This window comes from Paenibacillus sp. PDC88, assembly GCF_900106725.1.
GTDB classification, from domain to species: Bacteria; Bacillota; Bacilli; order Paenibacillales; family Paenibacillaceae; genus Paenibacillus; species Paenibacillus shunpengii.
This window is the reverse complement of sequence record NZ_FNNT01000002.1, coordinates 810253-828403: the sequence shown is the minus strand read 5'-3', so window position 1 is coordinate 828403 and position 18151 is coordinate 810253. Positions and strand designations below refer to the sequence as shown.

Sequence of the window (18151 nt, the reverse complement as noted above, 5' to 3'; positions counted from 1 at the left end):
AAAATGGCCTATACTCATGAAATCATCATGAGTATAGGCATTATTTCCAATACATTAGGTTAGTTATGAACGACAGCATGTCTCCAGCCGCCGGAAGCTGTTATATTCAGCGCATGTTGAACTGCCGCTACTTCACATATGAATCCAGATACCCATCTCCCATCCTCGAGTTCGATCTTGCTAATTCCAAGGGGAGATGGAATAGAAGCCGTAAATCGACCGAACGAGGCCACAGGCATTTTCCACAGCTCAAGCTGAATCGCCGCTCCGTTATGATTCACTCGAACCAGACCCGGTTTCGGAGGCAATGTATCCAGCTTATACAGCTGATAATGTGAAGAGGTATAGGTCTCTTCAATAAACTCGGCACGAAGTGCGGTCATTTGTTTCTCCAGCGACATACCTTTCATGTGAAGTCCACACACTGCAATTGTGACATGCTCCTCATGTTGCTGATACCATTTCGCTGCCTCGACCATGCTTGATTCCTCTTCAGGCAGTGAGAACAACGTGATTCCAAACGGTAAATCCTCCTCCGCCTCCCCTGCTGGAATAGCAACTGCACTCAGATCCAATAGGTTGCAATGATTCGTATAAAGTCCCATTTGACTATTGGTATGAATCGGATCGATACGAACCTGCTCACGTGTCCACGTGCCTCCGCATGTAGGAAGAACCAAGACACCATTTATCATCATTCCCCTGGTTATTTCTTTCATTTCAGCCAATCTATGCTGTGCACGGAACAATGCGGCGGCAGTAAAATCTTCTCTGGCTCCAGACCTAAGAATTTGCTCTGTTACGGGGAAGGCAGCGTCTGGATTGGCTTCAATAAATGACTCAAGATCAGACCATCTCTCTGCGACCAAGGGACCTTCATAGAGCAGTGCAGCTGCTTCCTGCAAGATGGAAATATCGACTTCCTCCACTAGATGCCCGGATGAAGTGATGCTGTGTCTTACTTCCTCCCATGCTTTCTTGTATGCAGCAGCAAAAGGGCCATAGAAGGTAAGCTCTCCTCGGGGAAGCAGCCATTTCTCAGGGAGCACGGAATTTCCAAGCAGAAGATCTCTGGAATACGCATCACCTTGTTTTTTACCGCGAACCAAGTGATCGATCTTCTCAGCATCTTCAACACTGTGGGCAAACACGGTTATGCAATCAATACTTCGGCAAGCCGGAATCAAGCCTGCAGACGGCCATGCACCTACAGCCGGCTTATAGCCTACCAATCCATTTAATGCCGCTGGAACTCTACCCGATCCAGCCGTATCCGTTCCAAGTGAAAAAGCACATTGCCCCCGGGCAGCAGCTACGGCCGATCCTGAGCTGGAGCCGCCGCTAATCAATTCCTTCCTCAGTGCGTTATGTGTTTCTCCATAGGGACTTCTTGTACCGACGAGACCGGTCGCAAATTGGTCCAGATTCGTCTTGCCGACAGGAACAGCTCCGGCTGCAATCAATCTCGCAACGACTTCGCTATGCTCAGCTGGAGTATAGGAGTAGTCCGGACACCCGGCCGTCACAGGCCAGCCGGCAACCTCGATATTGTCCTTTATGGCAAAGGGGATTCCCCATAAAGGGTGTTCCGCCACATCTAAATGCTGCAGCTGCTGTATATATGAAGATATCCGTTCAATGGATGGCGGCAAGATCCATATATTTTTGTCTTTGTCTTCTTCCGCTCTTTGAATAATGACCTCAATAACCTCAAGCGGTGTAAACTGCTGGTTCAAATACCCTGTCCGTAAGGATTCCAATGTCATGTTAAACGGTACGGCATTCCATGTCATGATGCTGTCGCCTCCTGTTCAATCGGTGTAATTGCAGCAATACAGTCACCGGAGCGAACCTGGTCACCGGAGGTTACGTAAATAGATGAGATGATTCCGTCAAATGGAGCCGTCTGTGGAAACTCCATTTTCATACTTTCTTCTATTATAATGGTATCGCCTTTCTTAACCTGCTGCCCTTCTTCCACTAATACCTTCCATACACTACCCGACATCGAGCTGTTAACTCCGAGACTCCCTTCGGGCAGTTCCTCCTCTCCAAATGAAGCATGCACCTCAGGCTCAGCTACATACTCAGCAATACCAAGCTCCTTCCAATAAGCTCTCTCTGCCTGGAAGGCCGATTGCTGCTGATGACGGAATTCACCTGACTCATTCTCGATGCTCTCGATCCAGTGCAAATATTCACCCAGTTTGAAGGTCGTCTCCTCAACCTCTACTTTGAACTCACCTCTCGGGAAATCCTCTCTCATCTGCAGCAGCTCTTCCTCGGATACAGGATAGAAGCGAAGCTGGTCAAAGAAACGAAGCAGCCATGGCTTGCCTTGTTCAAAATTGTCTGTTTCCCGGAATTTGTTCCACATTTGAACGGTTCGACCGACAAATTGATATCCTCCAGGGCCTTCCATACCGTACACACAGAGGTAAGCTCCACCGATTCCTACCGCATTCTCCGGTGTCCATGTTCTCGCCGGGTTATATTTCGTCGTGACTAGCCGGTGTCTTGGATCTAGCGGTACGGCAACAGGGGCTCCCAAGTAAACATCGCCAAGTCCCATCACCAGATAAGAAGCATTAAATACGATCTCCGCAACCTCCTCCAAGGAACCAAGTCCATTCATTCTGCGAATGAATTCTAGGTTGCTCGGACACCAAGGTGCATCCGGTCTAACATTTTGCTGATAACGTTCAATGGCCAGCCTCGTCGCCGGATCATCCCAGGATAAAGGAAGCTTCACGATCCGAGAAGGCACTTCAATGGACTCTAATTCCGGAAGCTGCAGATCAATCTCCATGATTCGAGCTGCAGCTTCTTTGACGGTCATCCTTGAAGCATCCAGATGAACCTGCAAGGAACGAATGCCAGGTGTCATTTCAATATAAGGAATTTCTCCGTTTTCTTGCAGTGCTTGCATGAGCACATACACCTGGAAGCGGTAGAGAAGATTTAGTTCACGATCTCCATATTCAATCAGAATGTTCTCATCCCCGGAACAACGGACGGTAATTGGAAACCGTCTATGCTCCTCATCAAATGCCAGTACAGGCATGTATTCTTCCGTAGAATGCTCTGGCAGCAATGGCAATACGGAGTCTCGTGATAGAGAATTCAAGTACTGCTCCTGCTCATATCTTAGCTGCTCTGCTTCTTCTACCGTAATCAGCTGGAATCGTACCTTATCCCCTGGACTTAATTGGCCGATCTTCCACAGCTCTGCCGATGCCGTTGTTACCGGGCAGACGAATCCACCTAGACTTGGGCCATCCGGTCCGAGTAATATAGGCATATCACCCGTTAGATCCAGCGCACCAACCGCATAAGCATTGTCATGGATATTTGAAGGATGCAGTCCTGCATCTCCCCCGTCTTCTCTCGCCCACAGCGGCGCAGGGCCTATCAATCTCACACCTGTTCTTGAGCTGTTAAAATGAACCTCCCACTCTGTTCCTGTCAGCTGGTCCAAATATGCAGGAAGCAGATACTCTGACGTACAATGCGGTCCCGGTATAACTCCAATGGTCCATTCTCTTGTGTACATCGGACGCGAACCTTCAGCAAGTGGCTGCAGCGTTCCTCCATCGGTCTGGCTGGATACACGAATAACAGCGCCGGCTCTCAGAGCGCTCCCCGTATGTCCTCCGAAGCCGCCTAGTGTAAAGGTCGATGCACTACCTAATGTGAGAGGCATATCAAGACCGCCTGCTACGAGCAGATAAGCTCGCATCCCCTTCTTAGCTTCACCAAATTTAAGAATCGCCCCTGCAGGTGCTGCCGTCGGTGTATACAATTCTATAGGCACACCATTTAGTTCTGCCCCCATATCTGCACCCGTGATACAGAATGTAATCTTCTCTCTGAACAGATATTCTCCACCTCGAAGGGTCAGTTCAAGACCTGGCGCTTCCTCCTTGTTACCAAGGAGCTTGTTGCCGATCCGAAAAGCAAGACGGTCCATCGGCCCTGAAGGGGGTACACCAATATCCCAATATCCCGTTCTCCCCGGAACATCCTGTACCGTCGTCTGCACACCACCGTCCAGCACTTCGATCGCACGTTCATCAGGCATGAATCCGCCGAGCATGCGCGTGTAGACTTCACCTTTTTGAAAGAGCTCGGTTTGGAGGAACGCCTCAATATAAGATTGATTTGTAGTGATTCCATATATACGAAGACGTTGTAAAGCCTCTGTCATTCTCGCAATGGCTTCAGATCTTGTATCTGCATGGACGATAATCTTGGCCAGCATCGGATCATACAGCGTCGTGATCTCCACACCTTTTTGAATCCAGGATTCCACACGTACACCCTCCGGCCAATGAATCGCATCAATCCGGCCATCACTTGGACGAAAATCATGGACACAATCCTCGGCATATAAACGAACCTGAAGGCTGTGACCCTTGGACTGAGGCATATCTGTATTTAATAAATCAAGCTCATTCGCTGCCTCTTTTACCATCCATTCCACCAGATCTATACCCAGCACTTCTTCCGTGACGCCGTGTTCTACCTGAAGACGAGTGTTCACTTCGAGAAAATAATATTGTTCATGCTCTGGATCGTACAAAAATTCAACCGTACCCGCATTCCGATAACCTGCTGTCACAGCAAGCCTGCGTGAACTGTCCAGCATCGCTGACCGCACATGTTCAGGAAGCTGTGGTGCTGGTGTCTCTTCAATGATTTTTTGATTCCGTCGCTGTACAGAGCAATCTCGTTCGCCAAGGGCTGCTGCTTCACCGTTCGAGCTTCCGAAGATCTGTACCTCCACATGACGCGCTCTGGCAATGTACTTCTCGAGAAAAACGCCGCCATCATTAAAGTTGCTTATCGCGAGGCGAGTTACCGAATCAAAGGCGGCTCGGAGCACAGACTCATCCTCACAGATCCGCATTCCGATTCCTCCGCCGCCTGCTGTAGATTTCAGCATGACAGGATAACCGATCGCTGCTGCCTGCTGAGCGGCTGCTTCAACTGTATCGATCAGCCCGGTTCCCGGAAGAAGCGGAACACCCGCTTCCTCTGCCATGGCACGTGCTGTATGCTTTAGACCAAAGAGCTCAATATGTTCTGCAGATGGGCCGATAAAGACAATCCCATGATCCGCACAGGCTTGGGCAAAGGACGCATTCTCACTTAGGAACCCATATCCCGGATGGATGGCATCCGCACCTGACTCTAGAGCCGTATTCAATATGAGCTCTGCATTCACATAGCTTTCCTTAGCGGGTCCATCCCCGATAAGAACAGCTTCATCCGCGTGCTCGACATGAAGGCTGTCGCGATCTGCCTTCGTATAGACAGCCACAGATGAAATCCCCATCTTTTTCAATGTGCGAATAATTCGAACCGCAATAGCACCGCGATTGGCAACAAGTACTTTTTTAAACATCGAATTGCTCCCCTTTCGCTTCCCAGATTAGAACCTCCGCCGGAGTAGGATTATAGCCATTGCACGGATTGTTCAGCTGCGGACAATTGCTGATCAGCACGGTTACGGGCACAAGAGCAATGAGCTCTACATATCGCCCTGGACCAGAGATTCCATCTGCAAAAGTCAGCTCACCTTCCGGTGTAACAGGTACGTTCATAAAGAAATTTACGTTAGGAGCCAGATCCCGCTTGGTGTACTCACTCCGCTCAGATAACATCAGCATGAAGGTGTCTCTGCAGTTATGCATCGGCAGCTTGTCGTGTGCGTAACGTACCGTATTGCTCTGCGCCGAACAAGCTCCTCCGATCGTATCATGTCTGCCGCAAGTATCAGCCGTAATGCGAAGCAGCTCCTGTCCGGATTCAGCCAGCAATGTGGAGCCTGTTGTTAGATAAATATTGCCCTGATTTGATATGGTGCGTACAGCACTATAATGATCGGTTGGATTCTCACTTGAATAAAAAAGGGTGTCCACGGCCTGATTCCCTTCCACATCAACGATTCGCAGCACCTGCCCCTGCTTCAGATCATAGAGCCAGCCCTCACCTGCCGGAATGATCTGTTTGTATACTGCATCTTCTGGCTTGAGACTGCTTGTTACGGAATTAGGATTAATTGTACTCATCATTCGTTCGCTCCCTTCATCAATGCGTAAGCATTCCAGGTATTCTCAAACGCTCGTCTGTTCTCATCACAAAGCGTTACACATGGATCGGTTTCAGTAACAGGCGCCGCATCCGCGACATCCACTTGAACACTCGATGCAGGATACTTTGTCGTAGGATCTAATGGATTAGGCGTGTTAGACAAGACCAGCAGCACATCCATTTCCGTTCGAAGGGTCACCGATCTACCTGCCGTGGATTGAGAGACATACTTCATCGTTCCGTCCAGCTCACAGATGACTTTCGAGAAGAAGTTGATGGGGGAGCTCAAATCCCGCGGAGACAAATGGTGTCTGTACATTTCCACAATCAAATTCTCTTCCCCATTTCGCAGCCGCTGGTTCCGATCCTTCTGATAACTTGTGACACCATACTTGTCATCCGTCATTTGCTTTGTTGTATATCCGGAGAGCGGATCATGCCAACCAACCGAATCCTCAGTAATCGAGGCCAGTACTCTGCCCTGATCACTCATTAACACATGTCCTTGTGTCAAAAATGCAGTATGCTGAGCTTTCAGCGTATCTGGCATATTGTATCTTTCCGATGGATAAGGTGCGTGAAATAATAACGCGGACAGATTGGCTCTGTCACTTTGCGCTGTAAAGGTAATGGATTTACCTCTGCCCACATACGCCGACCATTTGCCGCCCGGCTCTACTGTAATTGAGAATAATGCTGTCATGATCTCATTCCTCCTATGTGCAAATAAATATAAAAAAGCCCGGGAGAAACATCAAAGAACACTTTGATGGATTCTCCCGGGCTTTTTTCCCGCCGTGTACATCAGTAGATAAGCTGCTGATGCGTTTTCTCTCGGACCAGCCAGTCGATTATACGACCCGGAACCCTAGAAAACTTTAGTATGTAATTGTTGATGTCATAAATACTAACTCTAAATATCCGATAATGCAATATATATTTCCGGAAAATAAAGAAATACCTCAAATTTATTTGCATTAAAGTACTATTATTCTTGTGTTTTCCACTAAATCAGAACATATGATTCTATTATCATCAAAAATAATGCTTGATTTTTGAAAAAAACCCTGAAACAAAGTGAGGAGAAATGACATGCGAGAATTTGCGGATAAATAAGCTATTGGAGGAGGATGTATATGTCACAAACCATAACACTAAAAAGAGACCTATCACTCACTCATGTTGTGACCATGGGACTTGCCTGGATGTCCCCCATGATTTTCTTTACAAGCTTCGGCGTGCTTCATGAAGGTTCAGGAGGCATGCTCCTGGCAGCCTATGTTCTGGCCTTCGCAGCGATTTTATTTACCGCAGCAAGCTATGGTCAGATGGCAAGAGCATTTCCTGTATCCGGTTCTGCCTATACCTATGTAAGCAAAGCAATGAATCCTTTTATGGGCTTCATTGTCGGCTGGGTCATATTGCTGGATTACTTGTTCTCCTGTATTGTCGCCGTTCTGATGTTTGGCATTAATTTACATGCCCAGTTCCCGACTGTACCCTCTTATGTATGGATCATCCTGCTGACGCTTGTCGTCATGACCATTAATGTAATTGGGATAAAGACCTCAGCAAACATAAACAAGATTTTTGTAATGATGCAAATTTTGTTTATCGCCAGCTTCTGCGCATTTCTTGCCTACAAAGCAGTAACTGAAGGATTTACTGCCGGATTGAATCCGCTGAGCAGCACGACGGGAGTTTCTTTCTCCTCTATTTTGGCCGGCGCTTCCCTTGTCTGCTTCTCATTTCTTGGCTTCGATTCGATTACAACAATGGCGGAAGAAACCAAAGACCCCAAGAAGACCATTCCTCGTGCCATCATGATTATTGTGATCGCTGCAGGTATCATGTATTTTGTGACAGCATACCTCATACAGCAGCTATATCCCTCCCTCACATTTAGTCATATCGACGCTGCCGGATTCGAACTCATGCAGATGATTGGCGGAGGTATACTTGCATCGATATTCACTTTTGTTATTATCTTCTCCATACTTGCACAAGGAATGGCCTCCATGACTACGGTGTCACGTCTTCTCTTGGTCATGGGCAGATCCTCCCTGCTTCCGAGCAAATTCAGTTCTATTCACCCTAAATTCCGGACCCCGGTGTTTAACATCGTACTCGTCAGTATCATTTCCTTGTTCGCTATGTTTATCAGTCTTGAAACTGCCATCATGTTTGTCAGCTTCGGGGCACTAACCGCCTTCCTGTTCGTAAACTTATCTGTCATATTTCATTACATAATCCGGAATAAGCAGCGAGAACCTAGAGACCTCGTATTCCGCCTTGTATTCCCACTCATTGGTGCTGGATTTGTATTCTATCTGATTACCTTGCTTGAGCTTTCTTCTCTTCTGCTCGGATCTGGCTGGATCATACTAGGACTCATATTGTATACCATTAACAGAGCGAGATCGGTAAAAGAAGGCGTGGTCTTAGGCGAGATTGAAAAGGCAGTATAGGTTGTATTCCTGATATAAAGTAAAAACAGCAGCCAAAAGCTGCTGTTTTGTTGTAATACTCTTCACAATAATCAACTCACTAGAATATTGTTCAGTGAAGTGGGCGGTCAATCCATGCCCTATTTATGACATAACGCTTCTCAGCTACAGGTTATTCCTCTTAACTACATTCTTAAACCTCTCCAACCTTTTCTGCGCTCGTCGGTACATTACATAATCCAATACATTCGCAATACAAATGATGGCAAGCACAATCAGCAGGGACGAGGTGAATTCTCCTCTGCTCTCTATTTCGCCTCTGCTTAACATATAAAAAGTAATCATTATGCATGCTGTCACCAGCAGGGCAATCAGATTGTTAATGAAAAAGTAGGTTCGAGAATTTGCAATGTTAATCGGAAGAAGAGCTGTGACCCATTCCGTAAGAAACCCAATGATGAGCCCTATACTTCCGCTGGCCAGTACAACCATTGCTCTATAAGTGAACGCTGTATCTGATGTGTCTAGAAACTGGAGAATCACACCCATGAAGAGGCCCAGAAAAAATGACTTTATAATGTTTGCATAATGAATCTTTTCCATCGTGATTCTCCTATATTTTAAGTGTGTTCCTAAGCTTCTTCGAGAACATCTTTGATACTTCTAGTTCTGTGTTGTTGTCCATACGAATGACATATCTGGAGTTAAACCAAGGAATAATCTCTTTGACATGCAGCAGATTCACAAGCTGGGATTTATTGATCCGGACAAATCCTTTTGCTGCCCACAGGTTCTCGTAATACTGCAGCGTCTCTTTGATACTATATTGATTTTTGACCGTATAGGCCATAATCCCCTCCGATCCCGCTTCTAGATATAAGACATCTGTTGGATCGATGACTGCAAATTTATTATCCAGAAATCCGGTTAGTGTATTCCTGATCTGATGATCATCACGAATACCGGACACGAGCAGCTTAATTACATCCATATAATCCAGTGCATCAAAAACAATACTGAGCTTCTCCTTGGGCAGATCATGACCTCGTTCTACGAGTGCAATACTGCTGTCCTGCGAGACTTCTATCTGATACTTGATCAATTCTTGCCTTAATTTATCCCGAACCTTATCTGAACATATCAATTGAACCATCCGAAGTCTCCTATTGACAGCATACAAAATTCGTTATTCTACAACCATCCTATCATAGATCATCCTGATTTTTATTAACTCCTCAATCCCTTTTTTCTTGTATTCCAGAGAACCGAAATTCGCAATAAAATACGTATCCTTTTGTTTATCATAGAGCATATAAGTCCCAGTAGCGCCGACACCGCCATACAGATCGGTCATTGAGCCCAGCAGAAAGGACAGCTCACTAAAATCAAATAACATCATGCCCATGCTGTAATGAGTCCCTTTTTCATATTGCTGATCAAAGCTCGTCATCTGACGGTATACCTCATCAGACAACCATTCTCCATCCTCCAGTGCTCGCATGAACTTTAATAGATCATTCATCGTCGTGACCACTCCTCCGCCTGCCCAGTCAACCGATAATGCATCTCTTCTGCTAAAGTCAATATCATTGATGTAGATTCCAAGTAATTCAGCCGCCGCCGGTCGATCCTTAGTGAACAAATAACTATGATCCATGCCTAATGGTTTAAATACTTTTTCTTCTAAAATTGTCGAGTAAGGCCGACCTTCCACCGCTTCCAGGATAAGTCCAAGCAAAATATAGCCCGTATCCGAATAATAAAATTGTTGACCCGGAATTCCCACGGGTTCTTGATAATCTCTTGTGAATGAGATGAGTTCCTGGGGAGTGAAGGCAAGATCTGGATCTGATGAGATTCTTGTCAGCATCGGTTCCCCGTGCAGTACGGGACCCTCAAAGTAATCTGCAGCTCCTGAAGTATGGTTCAAGAGATGTCTAATCGTTACTTGATCACTATAATCTATGCCGTCTATCACAAATAATCTCTCAAGTATATCCTGATCGAGCCAATTATTGATCTTATCTTCATATTCAAGCTTGCCTTCATCCACCAGTAAACCAAAGACAGCAGCGCACATCGTTTTACCGATACTGGCAGAATGATACGGACTGTCAGCATGAACAGGTTTTTGTGAAGAACGGTTTATTGTTCCTACCGCAAATTGTCCATGGTATCCCGTTTGGTTGGAGTAAATCGTTAGTAAGACACTCGATAAGTCACGGTTGTTATTGACGATTTTGGATAAATGGCTGCGGATCTGTTCACTGGCTTCTTCCTCTGACAACGGCCTATTCATCACAGCTAATATGACCCATCCTAATACAGCAATAATGACGATTCCTGCCAAAATGCTAATGACAATTCTCAACGTGTGAACCACCTTTCGATTCATGTATTTATATACATAATCTAATCCGTAAATTGGAAAATAGATGCCGTTCTACGGTAAGTGGTCATTTTTTAAGGCTAAGTCATCTTTTGGGATGGCTCAAAGCAGCTACGAACAGCACTCGTTATGACTGGGTCACCACAAACAAATCTGCATTCAGTGATTGGACGAATGGTGTCCATTCTCCTGTTGAATAGAGCAGCAGCCGATGCATCGCACGTGTACAGGCTGTATAAAATAACTTACGCTCACTCTCCTGTTGATAACTATCAGCAGACGCATCATAGATAAGGACAGCATCGAATTCCACACCCTTTGCCAAGTAGACAGGGATGATCGACACACCCGCTTCAAAGGTGAGCGTACCCTTCGTTACCAGCTTCACATCTTGGCAGCCACTTGCAGTTAGCAGCTCATATGCCTCTTTACTCTCGGCTGCCGTCTTTGTAATGATACCAATCGAGGTGAGTCCTTCTTCCCTAAGAGAAGTGAGGTGCTCAGCAATACGAATGATCCGATTCTCTCCATTTTCAACTCTATATAGGTCAGGCTTCCTGCCACTGCGATCAAAAGGGATGACCTCTTTGGCTTCGGGCAGCAACGCTTTGGTAAATTCAACAATTTCTCTCGTCGAACGATAACTCCGAACCAGGTGAAATACACTTGTGTCTGCTTCACCATATAGCCGAATGAGGGGGGAGTCCACACCATGCAGCTCCGTTGCCTGCGTGTAGATGGCCTGGCTGAAATCACCCAAAATCGTCATTCGAGCACGAGGAAACATTTTTTTGAGGTACTCATATTGGAACATCGAATAATCCTGTCCTTCGTCAACGAACACATGCCGCACCTGGGTATTTGTCCGCACGCCTTCAATGAGCTCTTTTAAAAACAAATAGGGTGTAGCATCTTCGTAAAATAATTCAAGCTGCCCGAGCTTATCCCTCGTCTGCTGACAAATCTGCGGCCATAATGACGGCATATCTGCTTGATCTCCCATCTGCCCAAACACACGCTCTTCCTCAAATAAATTCGAATATATCTGAGCTAGATCAATGAATGACAACCGCTTTACACTTTGTTTTACAGGTGAGAAGTTCTCTTTCACAACCATTACTCGCAGCAGCTCTTCCTCTCGATCGGCGAAATCAAAATCCCCTTCATCCGCCCTGCGCCGGTTATTTAATCTCTCTCTGACCTCTTCATATTGTTCGGCAAAGTCAAAGACCGCCCTCTCGTTATGCAATTCACGATATACTTCGGCATATGCATCCTGATCAAGATAATCAAGCTCATCTCGTACCCAAAAAGCTTCCAGCTCTTTTTTCTCAAGAATACGAAGTTCACTTAGCAGCCACTCCTTCAACAGAGCAATCCGATTGGCAAGTCGAATGGAAGCATCATAGCTGTAGAATTTAGATTCTATTTGCTCTGCTGAGATTAGATCACGTCCACGAAACCGAATGGCTCTAAATTGCATCCCTTCGTGCGTAAGCCAATTTGCATAATTTTGTATCACATTTAGAAATCCCTCGGAAGCTTTGTATTTTATACCGCTTAACCTTGCTGCGTACTCTTCTTCATGAGATCGTTGTGCTGTCAATACATATTCCATTTGATCGAACGGATCCTCGAGATGAAATGTGTCGCTGAGCGAATAATCAAGATATTCCTGAAAGGTCACCTGCTGCATATTCTCTTCGCCGAGCTCAGGCAGTACAGTCGACACGTAGCTGTTGAACATCGGATTGGGTGAAAATAGAACGACTTGATCTGCGGTTAATCTCTCCCGATGCTTGTAGAGAAGATATGCAACCCGCTGAAGCGCTGCTGAAGTTTTGCCGCTGCCTGCTGCACCCTGAACGATCAGCATTCGACTGGTATCGTTACGAATAATTGCGTTCTGTTCCTTCTGTATTGTGGCTACTATACTCCTCATCTGATGGTCTGCACCTTGACCAAGCACCTGTTGTAATAGTTCGTCCCCGATCGTCAGACTTGTGTCAAACACATTGCACAGCTCACCTTGCCGAATTTGATACTGTCTCTTAAGCGTCATCATACCCGCGATCTGTCCGCTGGGTGTATCATAGCTGGCCGCTCCAGGCTCATAATCGTAATACATGCTTGCTATGGGCGTGCGCCAGTCATAAACCAAGAAATCCATCCCTTCCGAATCTACAAAGGAAGAAACGCCAATATAAACCTTCTCCGTGACGCTCATCCCTTTTTCCTTGAAATCAATCCTGCCGAAATAAGGCGATTTCAGTAATCGCTTCATATTCCTCAACTGCTGCAAGCGAAGCTTGTGGCTTCTCTCCCGCTCTGACAATAGCGCCTCCTGCTGCCTTATGCTGTAAAACGTTTCTTCAAAGTCCTCATGCGTATTGGTGTTGACGGTCACTTCTTCCCAGAAACGACGGCGAATACCTGTTACCTGATCATGCAGCCCAGTAACCTCCGGTTCCAATTCAATGATTCTCGCTTCCAGCTCCCGTACAACCTGATTTAACCGTTCCTGCTCTAGGTTCCATTCTTTAGTATTCATCACTTGCAGATCCGCCCTTCATTCGAGATTTGACAATCCACAAGGCATATGATAAGATAATAGTGTGAGATAAAAAATAGGTTCATTATGCCTTGTGACAATGTATTGAGACATTCGTTTCAACATAGTATCACATTGCTTTTTTGTGTGCAAATCATTTTTTATTTATAAACAGACTCGGCAGCCAGTCGGGTCTGTTTTTTTGTATACTCCAGCTTCTGCTGTGTCTAACACGCTCCCTTTATAATACATAGAGCCACCCTGTTAGGTGGCTCTGATTTAAAGTATTTATTATTTTCTCATTAACCCCTGATGTGAACTTCATTAACCTTCCACAATGTCTGCACGTAGATCTGACGCGACTTCCATCATCTTAGGTACAACCTCTTCTTGAGAAATGGCTACATAAATATCCCCATTATAATGCCGGAACGGAATCCGCATCTCTCTCAGCTCCCACATGAAGAAATCACCCTTAATTGACATCGTGCTCTCCGGACCTTTGACAGTCAGTACAGTCTCATAAGTAAAATCATCCTTCTCTGCAAAATAGGCTTTGCACTCATCTAATGAAATTTCAAGAGCTTCCGCAGCATCTTGCATCGATCTTGTAATTCGAAATCGTTGATTCATTCTATATCCTCCAGAAGTAAGTTAAGCTGTTATTCTAACATACATCGTTCAATAATCGAAGAAAGTACCACCTTTACCTTAGGTACCGTCCGGTAATCGACGATTCCGCATGAAGAATCTGTGCTGGGGGACCTTCATACACGATTTGACCGCCCTTGCTTCCTCCATCAGGCCCCAGATCAATAATCCAATCCGCTTGACTGATTACTTCAAGGTTATGCTCAATGACAATGACCGTATTGCCAGCATCTACGAGTCGGTTCATGATCGCTAGCAGGTGGCCAATATCGGACATATGGAGACCCGTTGTCGGCTCGTCCATAACGTAGATGCTGCCCTTCTTGTGCAGCTCGCTTGCCAGCTTGATACGCTGACATTCTCCGCCAGACAATGTGCTGAGGGGTTGTCCCAGTGTAACGTAGTTTAGTCCTACATCACTCATCGCCTGCAGCTTACGGACGACTTCCTTAAGCTCAAAGAATTCCAGGGCCTGCTCTACCGTCATTGCCAGTACATCGGCAATCGATTTGCCGTTCAGCTTGTACTCCAGCACCTCTTCCTTAAAGCGTTTGCCTCCACACACATCACACGGCAGCTTCACACTGTCAAGGAATGCAAGGTCCGTATATACAACCCCCAGCCCCTGGCAATTCTCACAAGCCCCTTTGGAGTTAAAGCTGAATAAGCCTTGGTTTACTTTGTTTGCGGAAGCAAACGCTTTGCGCACATCATCCATAATCCCCGTGTAGGTAGCCGGATTTGAACGTGTTGAGACACCAACTGCGGATTGATCGATCACGATTGCATCAGGGTGCTCGCTGAGAAATATATCGTTAATCAGCGTACTTTTGCCCGAACCAGCAACTCCTGTAACAACGGTCAGAATGCCTGCTGGAATATCAACACTCACGTTCTTCAAATTATGCAGCGATGCATCCTTGATCGAGAGATGTCCTGAGGGGCGTCTCGATTCCTGCTTCAATTGAAGCGGAAGCTTCATATGGTTGCCCGTGAGCGTATTCGACTCAAGCAGACCTTGGTAGCTGCCTTCATATACGATATTCCCGCCGCGACTTCCGGCATAAGGACCTACATCCACAATATGATCCGCGACCTTGATGACATCAGGATCATGTTCAACTACGATCACCGTATTGCCCTTATCGCGCAGCTTCTGCAGTAATTCATTCAGTCTATGCACGTCCCTTGGATGAAGACCCACACTGGGCTCATCAAAAATATAAGTTACGTCAACCAGACTCCCGCTTAAATGCTTGACCATCTTGACCCGCTGAGACTCACCCCCGGACAAGGTATCTGTTTCACGATCCAGTGTCAAATAGTCGAGTCCAATATCGACAAGATGCTGAAGCCGCTCTGTCAGCGATTTAACAATGGGAGCTGCAATCGGCTCGTCAATATTTTGAATCACATTAAGCAGCTCTCCCACTTCCATAGAGGACAGATCCGCAATGTTAAGCCCATTAATTTTGCAGCTTAAAGTGGCTTGACTGAGTCTCGCACCGTGACAACTCGAGCAAGGGCCTTCAGAGATATAGGGTGCGACTGTTTTTTGTGTCCGTTCGGATTTGGTCTTTACATCCTGCTTGATGTATTTGTTGGTAAACTTCTCAATGACACCTTCTACCGTCACATTTGTTGGCTTTCCGGCAAAATCCATCTTCACTTTCCGTGCTTTGGAATAGAGCAGATGATCCAGCTCTTCCTCCGAATAATCACTCAGCTTCTTATCTGGATCATAGTCTCCAGACTGCATCAGCATATTCCATTCCCAGCCGTTCACCGAATAGTCAGGCAGCATAATAGCTCCTTCCGAGAGGGACTTGGACATGTCGATGGCCTTATTCATGTTAACACCCAGCTTCCGTCCCAAGCCGCTGCACTCCGGACACATCCCTTGCGGATCGTTAAAAGAGAACATATGCGCTGCCCCAACATGCGGCTGACCGACTCGAGAGAACAGAAGGCGCAGGATCGGAGAAATATCGGTAATTGTACCCATCGTGGAATGAGACCCTCCCCCCAGTCGTTTCTGATCCACAATAACGGCCATGCTTAGATTCTCAATCGAATCCGTATCCGGCTGCGGCACACGAGGGAGAAAATTGCGTACAAACATACTGAAATTTTCATTCAGCAAGCGAGTAGATTCTGCGGCGATTGTATCAAATACAATAGATGACTTGCCCGATCCCGACACGCCGGTGAAGATGGTAATCTTTCGCTTCGGGATGCTTAAGGACACATCATTCAAATTATTCTCCCTTGCCCCGGAGAGTACAATGTACTCTTGATTCCATTCTGCCATGCCTACACTCCTTTATCATCATTTTCGATATATGCACACTTTACATCTAAAAAAACCGTTTGTTGACGAAACGATTATAAGACTCCAATCAGGTCATGTCAACGTGAATCACCGATAACCAAATCACACGAAAAAAGCCGCCAAATCAGGCGACTTAGTCTTAATATCTATCACATGCTGTTACACACTTACCGTAACAATCGAACCAACTCTCAGAAGCAGCAGCAATCCATTCTCTATACTTTGAATGAAATATTTCTGATCGTTCAAGACAACGACGTCATTTTCTTTCAATTGAACGTCGCTCTTGAAATAGATCAAATTATCAACTCCTGGAAGCGCACCTTTGTAATACATGTAAATTACGATCCTTTCATCAAAGAGTATGATCTCATTATATGACTTGCTTACGTTTGGACAAATAAATATATAGAATGACCCCTGTAATTGCACATAATGCGGCACATAATCCGATGAATCCATAACCCGCCTGCAGTCCCCGGAATAGCCCGAGCTGGGTATCTGCGCCAAAGAAGCTCTTCGTCCACTCTGTAATAGCTCCAATAAGATAGTTCCCGATCACACTGCCTACTCCCATAAGCGTGACGGTAAACGTAATGGCGGTATCACTTCCGTTTGGATATCGTCTAGCGATGAAGGCCATCACCGTTGGATAGATCATCGCAATACCGATCCCTGAAGCCGCAAATAGAAATGCAAGATGTTCTCCGCCAAATATAGCAATAAATGTACAGATTGCAGATACTCCAGAGAAAATAATTAAAGATAGGGTAAATCCGATTCTGTCTGTAACAGGACCTAAGATCAATCTCGCCAGAGCGAAGCATAGGAAGAAGGTTGATAACATACCTGAAGCCGACACAGTATCCCAGCCGTAAGCCTTCTCAAGGAAGTTAACGAGCCACCCTCCGACAGCCAATTCAGATACAACTCCGAATGATAACACCAGCACCATAAGCCATAGCACGGGGTCCTTCAGGAGAACTTTTAGCGGCAAACGATCCTCCTGTGCGACATCATCACCAGGAAAAGAACTGAACAGGGCAAAAATGATAGGAATAACAGACAAAAGCAGCATGACAAGGTACATTCCTCGCCAATCCAGCGTATATCCGTTAATTGTAACCTCCATAAGTCCTGTTGCAATTAGAGGAGCCACTGTCGAGCTCAGGCCATAGAATCCATGGGTCAAATTCATCATCGTTCCCGTGTTCTTCACAAATATACGAGCACCAAGAATGGCGAGCCCAATCTCCAGCATGCCGTTACCGATATACATCAAGAAATAGGAGGCTGAGAATAAGGCATACTGCTGTGATAGGAATATAAATATTCCCGAGATCGCCATAGCAGCAAAGGATAACACCGTTATGACCTTGATCCCCCATAATCTTGTTAGATAAGCAGTGAATGAGCAGGCAATTAAATAGCCAAGCGCATTTAGAGATAACAATGTACCGAGCTGAGATTCATCCAGCATGAAGTCATATTGAATGCGGGGGATGGCGGGACCTTTAATGTTCTCTGACAAGCCGAATATGATGAAGCCAATAAATATCGTTGCCAGTTGCATCGCATAAATTTTGTTGAATGTTCCTGTACGTTTATTCACTCTAAGAAGTCTCCTTATGTACTCACTTTGCGATATTGCACGAGTTAGACAATATCCTTCGCTGCTATATATT

13 protein-coding genes and 1 riboswitch are annotated in these 18151 nt (G+C 45.9%); of the genes, 1 reads left to right on the top strand and 12 read right to left on the bottom strand.

What is annotated here, in order from left to right; all coding sequences use genetic code 11:
• Positions 1-59: 59 nt before the first annotated feature.
• Genes BLW49_RS10395 through BLW49_RS10380 form a run of 4 tightly spaced genes read right to left on the bottom strand, consistent with a single transcriptional unit; the run spans position 60 to position 6799 of the window.
• A complete protein-coding gene (locus tag BLW49_RS10395) occupies positions 60-1793 on the bottom strand; it encodes an allophanate hydrolase (RefSeq protein ID WP_090724437.1) in 1734 nt (577 codons plus the stop codon).
• Positions 1790-5407, bottom strand: a complete 3618-nt coding sequence (uca, locus tag BLW49_RS10390) for an urea carboxylase (protein ID WP_090724436.1) — start codon at positions 5405-5407, stop codon at positions 1790-1792. The genes BLW49_RS10395 and uca overlap by 4 nt, the downstream gene beginning before the upstream one ends.
• Entirely contained in the window at positions 5400-6074 is a 675-nt protein-coding gene (locus BLW49_RS10385; protein WP_177178711.1) for an urea amidolyase associated protein UAAP2, read from the bottom strand. Before BLW49_RS10385 ends, uca begins: the two co-directional genes overlap by 8 nt.
• Positions 6074-6799, bottom strand: coding sequence for an urea amidolyase associated protein UAAP1 (locus BLW49_RS10380; protein WP_090724434.1), 726 nt, complete (start codon positions 6797-6799; stop codon positions 6074-6076). The genes BLW49_RS10385 and BLW49_RS10380 overlap by 1 nt, the downstream gene beginning before the upstream one ends.
• Before the next feature lie 71 nt (positions 6800-6870).
• Positions 6871-6979, bottom strand: a riboswitch (guanidine-I (ykkC/yxkD leader).
• A 253-nt stretch (positions 6980-7232) separates the two neighbouring features.
• Here BLW49_RS10380 and BLW49_RS10375 point away from each other — a divergent pair.
• The gene (locus BLW49_RS10375) at positions 7233-8564 is read left to right on the top strand and encodes an APC family permease (protein WP_090724433.1); all 1332 of its coding nucleotides are present in this window, start codon (positions 7233-7235) and stop codon (positions 8562-8564) included.
• A gap of 144 nt (positions 8565-8708) precedes the next feature.
• Here the strand turns inward: BLW49_RS10375 and BLW49_RS10370 are convergent, their stop codons facing one another.
• The 8 genes from BLW49_RS10370 to BLW49_RS10340 all read right to left on the bottom strand — a co-directional run bounded on the left by BLW49_RS10370 (position 8709) and on the right by BLW49_RS10340 (position 18039).
• A complete protein-coding gene (locus BLW49_RS10370; protein WP_090724431.1) occupies positions 8709-9146 on the bottom strand; it encodes a hypothetical protein in 438 nt (145 codons plus the stop codon).
• A 10-nt stretch (positions 9147-9156) separates the two neighbouring features.
• The gene (locus tag BLW49_RS10365) at positions 9157-9696 is read right to left on the bottom strand and encodes a LytTR family DNA-binding domain-containing protein (RefSeq protein ID WP_076313841.1); all 540 of its coding nucleotides are present in this window, start codon (positions 9694-9696) and stop codon (positions 9157-9159) included.
• A 33-nt stretch (positions 9697-9729) separates the two neighbouring features.
• The gene (locus BLW49_RS10360) at positions 9730-10914 is read right to left on the bottom strand and encodes a serine hydrolase domain-containing protein (RefSeq protein WP_090724430.1); all 1185 of its coding nucleotides are present in this window, start codon (positions 10912-10914) and stop codon (positions 9730-9732) included.
• A gap of 145 nt (positions 10915-11059) precedes the next feature.
• Entirely contained in the window at positions 11060-13483 is a 2424-nt protein-coding gene (gene helD / locus BLW49_RS10355) for an RNA polymerase recycling motor HelD (protein ID WP_090724429.1), read from the bottom strand.
• A gap of 324 nt (positions 13484-13807) precedes the next feature.
• On the bottom strand, positions 13808-14116 hold the full coding sequence (locus BLW49_RS10350) for a hypothetical protein (protein ID WP_090724427.1): 309 nt from the start codon (positions 14114-14116) through the stop codon (positions 13808-13810).
• Positions 14117-14189: 73 nt separating this feature from the next.
• Positions 14190-16445: an ATP-binding cassette domain-containing protein gene (locus BLW49_RS10345; protein ID WP_090724425.1), complete on the bottom strand. Its 2256-nt coding sequence runs from the start codon at positions 16443-16445 to the stop codon at positions 14190-14192.
• Between the two features lie 180 nt (positions 16446-16625).
• Positions 16626-16802, bottom strand: coding sequence for a hypothetical protein (locus tag BLW49_RS28770; RefSeq protein WP_177178700.1), 177 nt, complete (start codon positions 16800-16802; stop codon positions 16626-16628).
• A 37-nt stretch (positions 16803-16839) separates the two neighbouring features.
• A complete protein-coding gene (locus tag BLW49_RS10340) occupies positions 16840-18039 on the bottom strand; it encodes an MFS transporter (protein ID WP_090724558.1) in 1200 nt (399 codons plus the stop codon).
• Between the last annotated feature and the right edge of the window lie 112 nt (positions 18040-18151).